Source organism: Streptomyces sp. NPDC029526 (assembly GCF_040637405.1).
In the GTDB taxonomy this organism is placed as follows: domain Bacteria; phylum Actinomycetota; class Actinomycetes; order Streptomycetales; family Streptomycetaceae; genus Streptomyces.
Map to the genome: position 1 here is coordinate 109,070 of NZ_JBEZWE010000011.1, position 13,079 is coordinate 122,148.

10 protein-coding genes and 1 pseudogene are annotated in these 13,079 nt (G+C 74.2%); 8 read left to right on the plus strand and 3 right to left on the minus strand.

The window, feature by feature from the left end; all coding sequences use genetic code 11:
- Positions 1-62: 62 nt before the first annotated feature.
- Positions 63-1,043, minus strand: a complete 981-nt coding sequence (locus AB0F01_RS22310) for an ATP-binding protein (protein ID WP_362098438.1) — start codon at positions 1,041-1,043, stop codon at positions 63-65.
- Positions 1,044-1,144: 101 nt separating this feature from the next.
- On the opposite strand from AB0F01_RS22310, the gene AB0F01_RS22315 reads away from it, so the two are divergent.
- Positions 1,145-2,008, plus strand: a complete 864-nt coding sequence (locus tag AB0F01_RS22315) for an oxidoreductase (RefSeq protein ID WP_362098441.1) — start codon at positions 1,145-1,147, stop codon at positions 2,006-2,008.
- 473 nt (positions 2,009-2,481) lie between these two features.
- Here the strand turns inward: AB0F01_RS22315 and AB0F01_RS22320 are convergent, their stop codons facing one another.
- A complete protein-coding gene (locus AB0F01_RS22320; RefSeq protein ID WP_362098443.1) occupies positions 2,482-3,327 on the minus strand; it encodes an HAD-IB family hydrolase in 846 nt (281 codons plus the stop codon).
- 579 nt (positions 3,328-3,906) lie between these two features.
- Here AB0F01_RS22320 and ssd point away from each other — a divergent pair.
- From ssd to AB0F01_RS22355, 7 genes and pseudogenes are all read left to right on the plus strand, one after another.
- Entirely contained in the window at positions 3,907-5,013 is a 1,107-nt protein-coding gene (gene ssd, locus AB0F01_RS22325) for a septum site-determining protein Ssd (RefSeq protein ID WP_362098445.1), read from the plus strand.
- Positions 5,014-5,543: 530 nt separating this feature from the next.
- On the plus strand, positions 5,544-6,707 hold the full coding sequence (locus AB0F01_RS22330) for a TadA family conjugal transfer-associated ATPase (protein ID WP_362098448.1): 1,164 nt from the start codon (positions 5,544-5,546) through the stop codon (positions 6,705-6,707).
- Positions 6,708-7,095: 388 nt separating this feature from the next.
- Positions 7,096-7,971 carry a type II secretion system F family protein gene (locus AB0F01_RS22335; RefSeq protein WP_362098450.1) on the plus strand — a complete coding sequence of 292 codons (876 nt, stop codon included), beginning with the start codon at positions 7,096-7,098 and terminating at the stop codon, positions 7,969-7,971.
- Positions 7,968-8,756: a type II secretion system F family protein gene (locus tag AB0F01_RS22340; protein WP_362098453.1), complete on the plus strand. Its 789-nt coding sequence runs from the start codon at positions 7,968-7,970 to the stop codon at positions 8,754-8,756. The genes AB0F01_RS22335 and AB0F01_RS22340 overlap by 4 nt, the downstream gene beginning before the upstream one ends.
- A 217-nt stretch (positions 8,757-8,973) precedes the next feature.
- On the plus strand, positions 8,974-9,183 hold the full coding sequence (locus AB0F01_RS22345) for a DUF4244 domain-containing protein (RefSeq protein ID WP_362098456.1): 210 nt from the start codon (positions 8,974-8,976) through the stop codon (positions 9,181-9,183).
- A complete protein-coding gene (locus AB0F01_RS22350; protein WP_362098459.1) occupies positions 9,170-9,559 on the plus strand; it encodes a TadE family type IV pilus minor pilin in 390 nt (129 codons plus the stop codon). Before AB0F01_RS22345 ends, AB0F01_RS22350 begins: the two co-directional genes overlap by 14 nt.
- A gap of 352 nt (positions 9,560-9,911) precedes the next feature.
- Positions 9,912-10,226 (plus strand): annotated as a pseudogene (locus AB0F01_RS22355) (Rv3654c family TadE-like protein); the annotation flags it as partial.
- A gap of 80 nt (positions 10,227-10,306) precedes the next feature.
- On the opposite strand, the gene AB0F01_RS22360 reads toward AB0F01_RS22355, so the two are convergent.
- Positions 10,307-13,012, minus strand: coding sequence for a DEAD/DEAH box helicase (locus tag AB0F01_RS22360; RefSeq protein ID WP_362098462.1), 2,706 nt, complete (start codon positions 13,010-13,012; stop codon positions 10,307-10,309).
- Positions 13,013-13,079 lie beyond the last annotated feature (67 nt).

The window sequence follows — 13,079 nt, forward strand, 5'->3', positions numbered from 1 at the left end:
CCCGCACGGCGCATCCCCAGGGGCGTCCGTACTGCCTCCCGCCGGAGCGGCCGGGGAGGGCGTCACGCCGTGGTCGTGACGCCCTCCCCGAGGACGAAGGAGGGGTCGACCTGCGCCGCGAGGTCGGCGCCCGTGCGCTCGTTGCCCCACGCCTGGGCGTTCTTGAGGTGGAAGTGCACCATCTGGCGCATGTAGCGCTCCCGGTCCCGCCGTTGGTACGAGGCGTCGACGGCCTCGCGCAGCAGGCGCAACGCTCCGCGGTTGGACTCCTCCAGGAGCTCGAAGCGGGGCGGGCGGCCCTTCTCCAGTGCGCGGACCCAGTCGGAGTGCCCGACGGTCACCAGCAGGTCGTCCCCCGTCTCGGCGCGCAGGAAGTCGAGGTCGTCCGGGCCCTGCACCTTGTTGCCGATCACCTTCAGGGCGATGCCGAAGTCACGGGCGTACTCCTTGTACTGCCGGTAGACGGACACCCCCTTCCGGGTCGGCTCGGCCACGAGGAACGTGAGGTCGAAGCGGGTGAACATGCCGGAGGCGAAGGAGTCCGAACCCGCCGTCATGTCGACCACGACGTACTCGTCCGGGCCGTCGACGAGGTGGTTCAGGCACAGCTCCACCGCTCCCGTCTTGGAGTGGTAGCAGGCGACCCCCAGGTCGGCGTCGGTGAAGGGGCCGGTGGCCATCAAACGGACGGCACCGTCGTCGAGTTCCACGGGGCGGGCGCAGGCGTCGTAGACGGGGTTCTCCTCGCACACCCGCAGCAGCCGGGAGCCCTCGCCGGGCGGCGTCGTCTTGATCATCGCGGCGGCCGACGGGATGCGCGGGTTGGTGCCGCGCAGGTAGTCCTTGATGAGCGGCAGGTGCTCACCCATCGCGGGCAGCGCCGCGGCCTCCTCCTCGGCCAGCCCGAGGGCGGCCCCCAGATGCTGGTTGATGTCCGCGTCGACCGCCAGGACCGGAGCTCCCTCGGCCGCGAGATGCCGGATGAACAGGGATGACAGCGTCGTCTTGCCGCTGCCTCCCTTCCCAACGAAAGCAATTTTCATGTTCACCAAGCGTAGTGGTGCGGTGGCTGTGTGTGGCAATCCGACGTGAAGAAGACCACTCCTCCGTGGGTGGGGTCCCCGGGGTGGCTAGGGTCGTACCCATGAGTACGACTGGTGCGTCCGCGGGCCCTCCGCCCGGCCCCCGTCCGGCGCCGAGTGGCGGAGATCCCTTGGCGGCCCTCGGTTCGCTGCCCGGCGTGGCCGACTCCGTGGAGTCGGTGCGCAAGGCAGTGGACCGGGTCTACGGGCACCGGGTCATGCGGCGGCGCAGCAACGAGATCACGTCCGAGGCGGCCCTGCGCGGCGCGCGGGGTTCGGCGGCGCTCGGCGGCGCCGACTGGGCCCTGGAGGAGGTGCGGCGGCGTACCGACTTCAGCGGTGACGACGAGGCGCGCACCGTGGGCGCGGCCCTGCGGCTGACCGCCGAGGCGGGGCAGTTGCTGTCCATCTGGCGGCAGTCACCCCTTCGGGTGCTGGCCCGGCTGCACCTGGTCGCCGCGGCGGACAAGGCGGAGTTCGTCGGCCGCCCCCGCAAGCAGGGCGAACGGGTCGACGAACCGGGGATCGGGCTGCCCGTGCCCGGTGCCGCCGAGGCGCACGGACGCCTGGAGGGGCTGTCCGACCTGATCATCGCGGGTGGGTCCGCGCCGGCGCTGGTCACCGCCGCCGTGGTGCACGGCGAACTCCTCGCGCTGCGCCCGTTCGTCTCGCACAACGGCCTGGTCGCCCGCACCGCGGAACGCATCGTCCTGGTCGGCAGCGGCCTGGACCCGAAGTCGGTGTGTCCGGCCGAGGTGGGGCATGCCGAGCTGGGCCACGAGGCGTACCTGACAGCCCTGGAGGGCTACATGTCGGGCACCCCGGAGGGCGTGGCCGCGTGGATCGCCCACTGCGGACGGGCGGTCGAGCTGGGGGCGCGCGAGTCCACGGCGGTGTGCGAGGCCCTGCAGCGCGGAGCGGCCTGACGCCGGCCGGACCTGCGGACCGTCGCACGAGCGGCGCCTGGTGGGCGGCGGTCCGGGCGGGCGGCCGAGGTGAGGTCGGCGGCCAGAGGTGAGGGTGCGCGGCACGAGAATGCGGCGGCACGGAAATGCGGCGGTACGAGGATTCGTACCGCCGCTGGCATGTCCACCCGGTTACCAAGCGTCCTCGATATGTACCCATCAGGTCGGGGACTTTGCCCGTCACCTGGTGTGGCTGGCCCGTAATCGACGGGTCGACGTCGCGTGGGTGCCTGGTGGCCATGCTCGGTCCGTGGGGCCTGGATGCGTCTGTCGGGGGATCCTCTCGGATGTCCCTGGTCTCGCGGGCCGTAAATCCTTTGTACTCCAGGTGCGGGGGAAGCGGAAGGCCCGGCCGTGCTTCTTTACTTTTGGGTTCAAAGGTGCAGTAAACGGGCGTGCGTTTCCCGGCGGTGCGGGCGTGGCCCGGTCCGCGGTCAGGCCACGGACGTCCGTCGTCGGCTGGCGTACCAGACCAGTCCTGCGGTGGCGGCTGCCGCCCCGATGGCTGCGGCGGCCACGAGCGCGGGGCGCGGCGGTACGGACAGGGTGGGCAGACGCTGCTTCAGCCGCACGGGCCGGTGGAAGTCCAGGATCGGCCACTCCCGTGCGAGGGCTTCCCGGCGCAGGGCCCGGTCGGGGTTCACGGCGTGCGGGTGGCCGACGGACTCCAACATCGGGACGTCGGTCACCGAGTCGCTGTAGGCGTAGCAGCGGTCGAGGTCGTATCCCTCGGACTCGGCCAGCTCCCGGACGGCCTCCGCCTTCGTCGGACCGTAGGCGTAGTACTCCACCTCCCCGGTGAAGCACCCGTCGTCGCCGACGACCATGCGGGTGGCCACGACCCGGTCCGCGCCCAGCATGTCCCCGATCGGCTCGACGACCTCGGCGCCCGAGGTGGACACGATCACGACGTCCCGGCCCGCGGAGTGGTGCTGCTCGATGAGGGTGGCGGCCTCGTCGTAGATGATCGGGTCGATGAGATCGTGCAGCGTCTCCGCGACGATCTCCTTGACCTGCTGCACGTTCCAGCCGCGGCACAGCGCGGACAGGTACTTGCGCATGCGTTCCATCTGATCGTGATCGGCGCCGCCGGCCAGGAAGACGAACTGGGCATATGCGGTGCGCAAGACCGCCCGGCGGTTGATCAGACCGCCTTGGTAGAAGGACTTGCTGAAGGTGAGCGTGCTCGACTTCGCAATGACCGTCTTGTCCAGATCAAAGAAGGCCGCTGTGCGGGGCAAGGAGTGGTTTTCCACGCCCCGAGCATAGGCGCAGCCCATTCGGCGTAAGGTGCGGCGCGTGGGTTTGCTTGAGAGGGCCCTCGGGTACACCATGGAAGTCACGGATCGTTCGCGACCGTGCTAACCCGGCCCGACTCCTCCCCCCCCGAGTCGGCCGTGGGGACGACCCCCGCTCTCCCCCCCGGCGGGGGTCGTCGCATGTCCGGATACTTTTTGGGGCCCGCCCTCCCAGCAGCCTGTGTGCCGCCTGCCGTGGAGTGGACGTCTTTTGTCATGGCTATGACTTAATACGCTGTGTAGTCGTCGGGTCGCCCTGTGGAAAGTCGCACAGTCGGTGCGCCCCGCCCGCCGGTTCTCACTGGTTCGGGTGACGGCTGTATTCACAGCCTCCGTTTTGTCCACAGTTTTCAAGCAAGATCCACTTTATTTCTCGCGGCGCTGCACCGTGTTTCCGACGCGACCCGTCCGAGGCGAGTTCACGGCCCGACGGGTAAGTCGCGTCGCGTTTGGCCGGATTCCGTCGGATCTCCGCATGAGAAGACGCTTTCCGGCACTCCACACGTCCGTACACCGCGCAGCCGGACAGGCCGCGCGCCCTGTGCAGCAAGGGGTACCACCATGGCTGGAACCGTCGCGCACGACCCGCCGCCGAGGACCGGGGGAGGCCGGCAGGGCCGCCCGCTGATCGTCACCGAGGACGCCGGCCTCCTGGACGACCTGCTGCGCCTGTGCGCGGCGGCAGGTGCCACGCCCGAGGTCCACCACGGCCTGCCGGAACGCCGGGGCCGCTGGGAGGCGGCCCCCCTCGTCATCGTCGGGGACGACGCCTCGCGGAGGGTACGGGGTGCGGCGCGTCGCCGGGGGGTGGTGCTGGTGGGGCGCGACCAGGACGACTCCGGTGTGTGGCGGCGGGCCGTCGAGATCGGCGCCGACCACGTACTGATGCTGCCCGACGGGGAACAGTGGCTGGTCGACCGCATCGCCGACGTCGCCGAAGGCGTCGGCCGCCCCGCCCTGACCGTGGGCGTCATCGGCGGCCGGGGCGGGGCCGGTGCGTCCACCCTCGCGTGCGCCCTCGCCGTCACCGCCGCCCGGGAAGGGCTGCGCACCCTGCTCGTGGACGCGGATCCGCTGGGTGGCGGGCTCGACGTGGTCCTGGGCGGCGAGTCGGCCGACGGTCTGCGCTGGCCCGCGTTCGCCGCCTCGCGCGGACGGGTCGGGGGCGGCGCCCTGGAGGAGTCCTTGCCGGAACTGCACTCGCTGCGGGTCCTCAGCTGGGACCGTGGCGACTGCGTGGCCGTGCCGCCGCAGGCGGTCCGCGCGGTGCTCGCCGCCGCCCGCCGCGGCGGGGGCGCGGTGGTGGTCGACCTGCCGCGACGTGTCGACGACGGGGTCGCCGAGGCCCTCGCCCAGGTCGACCTCGGGGTCCTCGTGGTCCCCGCCGAACTGCGCGCCGTCGCCGCGGCGGGGCGGGTGGCCTCCGCCGTCGGCATGGTGGTGCGCGACCTCCGCGTGGCGGTCCGCGGACCGTACGCGCCCGGCCTGAACGACCGCGAGGTGGCCCGGCTGCTCGGGCTGCCCCTGGCGGGAGACGTGCCCGTCGACCCGGATCTGCGGCACGGACACGCGGCGGGCCGCCCGCCCGCCGCATCGGCCCGCGGACCGCTGGCCCGCTTCTGCAAGGAGTTCTGGGAGCGGGCGCTGGTGGAGGCGAGGGCGTCGTGACGAACCGGGAACGGGGTACGGAGGCGTGCGGCGCGGCTGCGACGCAGCCCGGTGCGCGGGGTGGGCAGCCGTGGGGACAGGGCGGGCCGGGGGATGACGCGAGGGCGTGGGGGCCGGGTGGGCGGACGGGTGACGTGAGGCTCCCGCCGACACCGGATCGTGCGGCACGGGTTCCTGACGGAGGTGCTGCGCGGGCCGGGGCGGCGGAGGGGGAACGAGCAGCAGGCGTCGTCCACGTGAGGACGTTGGCCGAGGGCGTCGGCCCCGCGTCCGTGGACAGCTCGGCAGGGAAGGGTCCGGCCGCCCGTCGGCACGACGAGGCACGGGGCGAGCCGCCCACCGGCCGCGGGCCGTGGGCCGCCTGGTTCGCGTCCGGCCGGTCACCCCAGCCGCAGGTCCCGCCGCGGCAGCCCGCACCGCATCTGCCTCCACCGCCGGCCACGGCACATCCGCGTCGGCCGGCCGGACCGCCGCCGGACGACGGACGGACGCCCGTCCACCGGGCGAACGACGGACGGGACGGCGACACGGTGCTGGTCCCCGGGCTGCTCGACGGGGTCCGGCGATGGCTGGCCGAGCGCGGGGCCGAGCCGACGCCCGCAAGGGTGGCGCAGGCACTGCGCGAACAGGGACGGGTCCTGGGCGATGCCGAAGTGCTCCGGACCGCACAGCAGCTGCGGTCCGAGCTGGTCGGCAGCGGGCCGCTGGAACCGCTGCTCGCCGACCCGTCGGTGACCGACGTGCTGGTGTCGGCACCGGACCGGGTCTGGGTGGACCGGGGCGGGGGGCTGGAACTGACCGGAGTCCGCTTCCCCGACGCGACGGGCGTACGGCGCCTGGCCCAACGCCTCGCCGCCGTGGCCGGCCGCCGCCTGGACGACGCCCGCCCCTGGGTCGACGCCCGGCTGCCCGACGGCACGCGCCTGCACGCCGTGCTGCCTCCCGTCGCCGTGGGCTGTGCGTGCCTGTCCCTGCGGGTGGCGCGCCCCCGGGCCTTCACACTCGACGAGCTGGTGGCGGCGGGGACGGTTCCGCCCGGCGGTGACCGGATCCTGCGGGCCCTGCTGGAGGCACGGCTGTCGTTCCTGGTGAGCGGGGGCACGGGCTCGGGGAAGACAACGCTGCTCAGCGCCCTGCTCGGGCTCGCGGGGCCGCACGAGCGGATCGTCCTGGCCGAAGACTCCGCGGAACTGCGGCCCGACCATCCGCACGTCGTCCGTCTGGAGACCAGGCCCGCCAACCAGGAGGGTGCGGGCCTCGTGACCCTCGAGGACCTGGTGCGGCAGGCCCTGCGGATGCGGCCGGACCGGCTGGTGGTGGGCGAGGTGCGCGGCCCGGAAGTGGTCCATCTGCTGGCGGCCCTGAACACCGGTCATGACGGCTCGGGCACGGTGCACGCCAACGCCGCGGCCGATGTGCCGGCCCGTCTGGAAGCCCTCGGTACGGCGGCCGGGCTCGACCGGCTGGCTCTGCACAGTCAGGTGGCTGCCGCGCTGTCGGTGGTGCTGCACCTGGTGCGTGACCGCGCCGGGCGGCGGCGGATCGCGGAGGTGCATGTGCTGCAGCGGGACCCGTCGGGGCTCGTCCGGACGGTACCGGCACTGCGGTGGGGGCCGGAGGCCTTCATCCGCGAGGAGGGCTGGGAGCGGCTGCGGGGGCTGCTCCGCGCCGCGTATGCCGACCTCTGTCTCTGAGGCGGGCGGCCGGTACGGGCGCGGCGTGTGGGCGGACGGTTCGACGGACGGAGTCGTCGGCCTGACGCCGGCGTCAGGCGCAGTGCCCGGCGGCCGGTGCCCCGGCGCTCCGCGCGTGGCTCGGCGGCCGGTGCCCCGGCGCTCCGCGCGGGGCCAGGCGGCCGCTGACGAGGGAACGGCCGGAAGCAGAGAAGCCGAGTGCCGGAGACGTGCGGGTCGCTGGGGCATGTGGGCCGGGACACGGGGGCGCTGAGTCCCGCGGGCCGGCCGTCGGATGCGGTCTCGCGGTGGCCGCCGCCGGGCCGTGGGCTCCGGTCGCGCGGCACGGCGGTCGGTCCCCGAAAACCACTGGGTGTGAAGCGAACACGGGAGTGAGGAGGAAGTGAGGATGTACGACTCGACCGAGGTCGCGGCGGGAGCGGCCACCGCCTGTCTGGGTACTGCACTGTGGCTGCTGGGCACCGGACGGACTCGGAGCAGGGGCGCGTGGCTGCCGGGCGGTGACGCGGTACCGGTGGGGTGCGGGCCGCCCGGGTGGTCGCGGGCCCTCGGGGAACTGCGGCGGATCCGTGGGCGCCTGCGCCACGAGTGGTGGTCCTTGGCCGCGGGCCTGGTGGTGGCGGCGCTCGGCGCGTCCGTGCTCCCCGCCGTGGTGGGGGCTGCCGGGGTGCCGCTGCTGCGCCGCACGAGGCTGGCCGCGGAGCAGCGCCGGGAGAACGAGCGGCGCGGGGACGCGGTGATCGCACTGTGCGGGGCGCTCGCCGGGGAGGTCCGAGCCGGACGCCAGCCGGGTGAGGCGCTGCAGTGGGCCGCGCGGGACTCGTGCGGGCTCGGTGCGGCCCGGGCCACGGTGCTCGCGGCCGCCCGCTTCGGCGGCGACGTACCGGACGCGCTCGCGGTGGCCGCCCGCAGCCCCGGTGCCGAAGGGCTGCGTGGGCTGGCCGCGTGCTGGCGGGTGGCCGTCGACCAGGGAGCAGGGCTCGCGGCCGGACTCGACCGGCTGGAGGCCGCCCTGCGGAACGAGCGGGACCAGCGTGCCGACCTGCGCGCCCAGTTGGCCGGTGCCCGGGCCACAGCGGTGATGCTGGCAGGGCTCCCGGTGCTCGGCCTGGGTCTGGGAGCGGCCCTCGGAACCGACCCGCTGCACGTTCTGCTGCACACCGCGTCAGGACTGGGCTGCCTGGCGGTGGGCGCGCTCCTGGAGGGCGTGGGCCTGTGGTGGGTGCTGCGGATCACGCGCGGAGCCGAGGAGGCGGCCGTATGAGCGGCGACGTCATCCACAGGCTGGGGATGGCCCTGGGGGTCGTGACGGTCGCCGGCTGCTGGGCGCGGTCCCTCGGGCACGCCCGGGCCGCGCGCGGAACACGCAGGCGCCTGCCCGGGGTGCTGGCCGTGGAAGCGTCACCGGGCCGTAGGGGGTTCACAGTGCCGAAGCGGGCCCCGGGGTGGCTTTCCTGCGTCGCGGTGGCGGGCGCCGGCTGGGTGCTGGTGGGAGGCCTCGTCGGAGTCGGCGTCGGGGGGACGGGCGGGTTCGCGCTCTGGTGGTGGCATCGTCGGCGGGCGGTTTCCCTCGATCCGGCGAAGGCCCGCGAAACGGCGGTGGCGGCCCGGCAACTTCCGTTGGCCGCCGACCTGCTGGCGGCCTGCATCGAGGCCGGCGCCGGACCGGTGACGGCCGCCCGGGCGGTCGGGGAAACCCTGGGCGGCCCGGTGGGCGAGGCCCTCGCCCACGGCGCGGCGGAGATCCGGCTCGGCGGCGAACCGGGTGTGGCCTGGCAGAGGCTGGCTGCTCTGCCGGGCGCCGGAGCGCTGGCACGGCTCCTGGAACGGGCCGACGTCTCGGGACTCCCCATGGCCGGGCCGGTCGCCCGCATCGCAGCCGGGACTCGCGCGGAATGGGCCCGCGCCGGCACGGCGCGGGCGCGCAGAGCGGCCGTGCTGGTCACCGCCCCGGTCGGGCTGTGCTTCCTGCCCGCGTTCGTGGCCGTGGGGGTTCTCCCCGTGGTGATCGGGCTCGCGGGCGGAGTCCTGGGAGGGGGCGGCGCATAGCGGACCGGTGCGGACCGGACCGGGAGTGCGGACCGGACCGGGAGTGCGGACTGGACCGGGCGTGCGGACCGCGGAGTACGGGCTGTGGAGACGGCGACAGGTCGGCGCCGCCACAGCGGCCGGTGAGCCCGGCAAGGGCACAGCCGCATGTCGACCGGCAGGAACGACCGACCAGTGAGAGAACGACCCACCCATCCAGACCTTCAAGGGAGTTGAGATGTATCAGATGGTGAAGGCGCGGCTGCGTGCCGTGGTGCGCAGGATCCACGCCGTGCGCAAGGACGCCGGAATGGTCACGTCCGAGTACGCGATGGGCATCGTGGCGGCGGTGGCGTTCGCCGTGGTGCTCTACAAGGTGGTCACGAGTGGGCCGGTGGCCTCGGCGTTGTCGAAGATCGTGAAGCAGGCCCTCGATGGCCGGATGTGAGCGGCGGAGGCACCGGGACCGCGGGTTCGTGACGGCGGAGGCGGCCGTGGTGCTGCCGGTGCTGGTGTTGTTCGTGACGGCCCTGGTCTGGGCGTTGCTGGTGGTCGCGGCCCAGATCGAGTGCGTCGACGCGGCTCGGGCGGGTGCCCGTGCTGCCGCCCGGCAGGAGCCTCCCGGAAAGGTCGTCGAGGTGGCGCGTGAGGCGGCACCGGCCGACGCGAAGGTCACGGTCAGCCGGGAGCCGGAACACGTCCGGGTGGTGGTGGAGGCCCGGCCACCGCTGCTGCACGGGTTGCCCTTCGACATCCGGGAGGAGGCCGTGGCGGCCGTGGAGGAGTCGGTGGGGAGGGGACGTGAGGTCGCGTCTGAGGGGTGAGAGGCGGGGGCCGTCGTCGGCTCGACCGGGCGCGGCGGCCGAACGCGTCACGGTGCGCCGAGGGAGGCGGCCGCAACTGCCCCGGACCGAAGGGGATGAGCGGCGGCAGCGGCACCGGGCCCATGGCGGTGGACGGCGCGAAGGGCGACTGTGGGCCCCGGGTCGGGGAGGTGGCATCCGACAGCCGACCCGTGGCAGGGGCAACGGCCGGCGACTCCTCGCTGAGGGCAGCGGAAAGCTCACGGGGCGGGGTGGCCGCAGGGCCGATGGCAGCGCCCGTCCGCCCGGCCGGGGTGGCCGCGGTGCCGACGGCAGCGCCCGTCCGCCCGGCCGGAGTGGCCGCGAGGCAGGCGACCGAGGCTCCGCCACCGTCTGGAGCGTCGGGGCCATCGCCGTGCTGTGTGTGGTGTCGGGGGTGGTCCTCGGGCTCGGGGAGGCCGTCGCGGTGCGGCACAGGGCGGCCGGAGGCGCCGATCTCGCGGCCCTCGCCGCCGCCGACCACTGGACGGCCGGCGCCGCCGGAGCGTGCGCCCGGGCGGACCGGGTGGCCAGGGCCCAGGGCACCCGGCTGACGCGCTGCGTGCTCGACGGTGATGTCGCCGACGTGTCGGTGGCATCGGGGAGGGGGCCGTTGACGGCGGAAGTCAGGGCACGCGCCGGACCTCCCGCCGATCCGGTGTCGGCGCCACCGGCGCACTCTGCCTCTCGGCAGCAACCGGCCCGATCCTCGCCGGGCACGGGCTCGGCCTACTCCCGCTCCTCCTCGGCAGGCAGGCGTTCAGGCTGCTCTTCGGCAGACACCCGCCCGCTCTGCTCGCCCGCCGGCGCCGGCGCCTCCGACACCTTCGCCCCTGCCTCCGCCGTCTCCGCCGCCTCTGCCCCCGCCGACCTTGCCCCCGAGTCCTGTGGAACAGCCTCCCCTGAAGCGGCCTCCTCCGGGTCAGCGTCACCCGCAGCGGCCGACTCCAGGGCTTGCGCCGACGCAGGCTCCGCCAACCCCGCCGGCCCCACCGTTCCAGCCGTTCCAGCCGTTCCGGCCGTTCCGGCCGTCCTGGTTGTCTCGACCGCCCTCACCGCAGCAGCCGTCTCCCCGGTCCCCGCCGCCATAGCCGTCTCACCCACCCTCACCGCCGTAGCCGTCTCCCCGGTCCCGCCCGGATCGGTCCCGCCCGGATCGGTCGTCCCCGGATCCGCCGTCACCGCATCCGTCTCGCCCGGAGCCTCAGCCAGCAGGACGGTGAGGAGACGCACCGCACCGCGCTTGTGCAGGGGCTCGTTGCCGTTGCCGCACTTGGGGGACTGGATGCAGGACGGGCAACCGGCGTCGCACTCGCAGGACGCGATGGCCTGCCGGGTGGCCGTCAGCCAGGAGCGGGCGGTGTGGAAGGCCCGCTCGGCGAAGCCGGCACCGCCCGGGTGGCCGTCGTACACGAAGACGGTCGGCAACAGGGTGTCGGGGTGGAGGGGCACCGAGACGCCGCCGATGTCCCAGCGGTCGCAGGTCGCGAAGAGCGGCAGCATGCCGATCGAGGCGTGCTCGGCGGCGTGCAGGGCGCCGCCGAGGATCTCGGGGTTGATCCGCGCCCGGTCGAGTTGGTCCTCGGTGACGGTCCACCAGACGGCCCGGGTGCGCAGCGTCCGGGGAGGCAGGTCCAGCTTCGTCTCGCCCAATACCTCCCCGGTCATCACCCGCCGGCGCAGGAAGGAGACCACCTGGTTGGTGACCTCGACCGAGCCGAAGCAGAGGCGTCCCTCGCCCCAGGGGATCTCGGTGTCGGTCTCCAGTACGGAGATCGACGTCGTGTCACGGGCGACCGTCGTGTACGGAGGGCTCGCCTGTTCCACCAGGGCGACGGAGTCCTCCAGGTCCAGGGAGCGGACCAGGTAGGTCCGGCCCTGGTGCAGATGGACCGCGCCCTCGTGCACCGTGGTGTGCGCGGCGCCCGCGTCGACGGTGCCGAGCAGACGGCCGGTATCGGCCTCGACGACCTGGACCGGCCGCCCGCCCGCCCCGCGGATGTCGGTCAGGTCGGCGGCCCGCTCCCGGCGGGTCCAGTGCCAGGCCCGTGTCCGGCGGCGGAGCAGCTTGGCAGCCTCCAGTTGCGGCAGGAGGTCCGTGGTGGCCGGGCCGAACAGGTCGATGTCGTCGTCCGTCAGGGGGTGTTCCTCGGCCGCGGCGCACAGGTGCGGGGCGAGCACGTAGGGGTTGTCGGGGTCGAGGACGGTGGACTCCACCGGTTGGTCGAAGAGCGCCTCGGGATGGTGCACCAGGAAGGTGTCCAGGGGGTCGTCGCGGGCGACCAGCACGGCGAGGGCGCCCTGCCCGGACCGTCCCGCGCGTCCCGCCTGCTGCCACAGGGACGCCCGGGTGCCGGGGTATCCGGCGATGACGACGGCGTCCAGGCCGGAGACGTCGACGCCCAGTTCCAGGGCGTTGGTGGCGGCGAGGCCGAGGAGTTCGCCCGAGTGCAGGGCACGCTCCAGGGCGCGGCGTTCCTCCGGGAGGTAGCCGCCCCGGTAGGCGGCGACCCGCCCGGTCAGGGAGCGGTCGACCTCGGCGAGGCGTTCCTGCGCGATCACGGAGATCAGTTCCGCGCCCCGCCGGCTGCGCACGAAGGTGACCGAACGGACGCCCTGCACCGTGAGGTCGGTCAGCAGGTCGGCGGCCTCCGCGGTGGCCGTGCGGCGGACGGGGGCGCCCTTCTCGCCGTGCAGCTCGGTCAGCGGAGGCTCCCAGAGCGCGAACACCAGTTCACCGCGCGGTGACGCGTCGTCGGCCACCTCGACCACCGGCAGGCCGGTGAGGCGGCGGGCCGCGACGGCGGGCTCGGCGGCGGTCGCGGAGGCGAGCAGGAACACCGGCGCGGCGCCGTAGCGGGCGCACAGGCGGCGCAGCCGGCGCAGCACCTGGGCCACGTGGGAGCCGAAGACGCCCCGGTAGGTGTGGCACTCGTCGATGACGACGTACTTCAGGGCCTTCAGGAAGGAGGACCAGCGGGAGTGGGACGGGAGGATGCCGCGGTGCAGCATGTCCGGGTTGGTCAGGACGTAGTTCGCGTACTGGCGGATCCACTCGCGTTCCTCGAACGGCGTGTCGCCGTCGTGCACCACGGCGCGCACCGAATGGCCCAGCGGACGTGAAAGTTCCTTCACAGCCCGGCACTGGTCGGCGGCGAGCGCCTTGGTGGGGGCGAGGTACAGGGCGGTGGCACCGCGGCCGTTCGGGGCCTCGGCACCGTCCAGCAGGGTCGACAGGACCGGGGTGAGGTAGGCGAGCGACTTCCCGGAGGCCGTGCCGGTGGCGACCACGACCGACTCGCCGTCCAGGGCGTGCTCTGCGGCCCGTGCCTGGTGGGCCCAGGGATGCTCGATGCCCGCGGCCTGCACGGCGGCGACGACCTCCGCGCGGATCCGGTCCGGCCAGACGGCATGGCGACCCTCACGCGGGGGCAAGTGCTCCGTATGAGTAATGCGCGAAGCCCGGCTCGGACCGGACGCGAGCCGGTCGAGGACCGCGTCC

What these genes read in the sequence shown, in the direction of transcription:
- AB0F01_RS22350 (WP_362098459.1), top strand. Translation starts at nt 9,170, where the DNA reads ATGGCCGGATGTGAGCGGCGGAGGCACCGGGACCGCGGGTTCGTGACG.
- AB0F01_RS22310 (WP_362098438.1), bottom strand. Translation starts at nt 1,043, where the DNA reads ATGAAAATTGCTTTCGTTGGGAAGGGAGGCAGCGGCAAGACGACGCTG.
- AB0F01_RS22340 (WP_362098453.1), top strand. Translation starts at nt 7,968, where the DNA reads ATGAGCGGCGACGTCATCCACAGGCTGGGGATGGCCCTGGGGGTCGTG.
- ssd (WP_362098445.1), top strand. Translation starts at nt 3,907, where the DNA reads ATGGCTGGAACCGTCGCGCACGACCCGCCGCCGAGGACCGGGGGAGGC.
- AB0F01_RS22315 (WP_362098441.1), top strand. Translation starts at nt 1,145, where the DNA reads ATGAGTACGACTGGTGCGTCCGCGGGCCCTCCGCCCGGCCCCCGTCCG.
- AB0F01_RS22320 (WP_362098443.1), bottom strand. Translation starts at nt 3,327, where the DNA reads ATGGGCTGCGCCTATGCTCGGGGCGTGGAAAACCACTCCTTGCCCCGC.
- AB0F01_RS22345 (WP_362098456.1), top strand. Translation starts at nt 8,974, where the DNA reads ATGTATCAGATGGTGAAGGCGCGGCTGCGTGCCGTGGTGCGCAGGATC.
- AB0F01_RS22335 (WP_362098450.1), top strand. Translation starts at nt 7,096, where the DNA reads ATGTACGACTCGACCGAGGTCGCGGCGGGAGCGGCCACCGCCTGTCTG.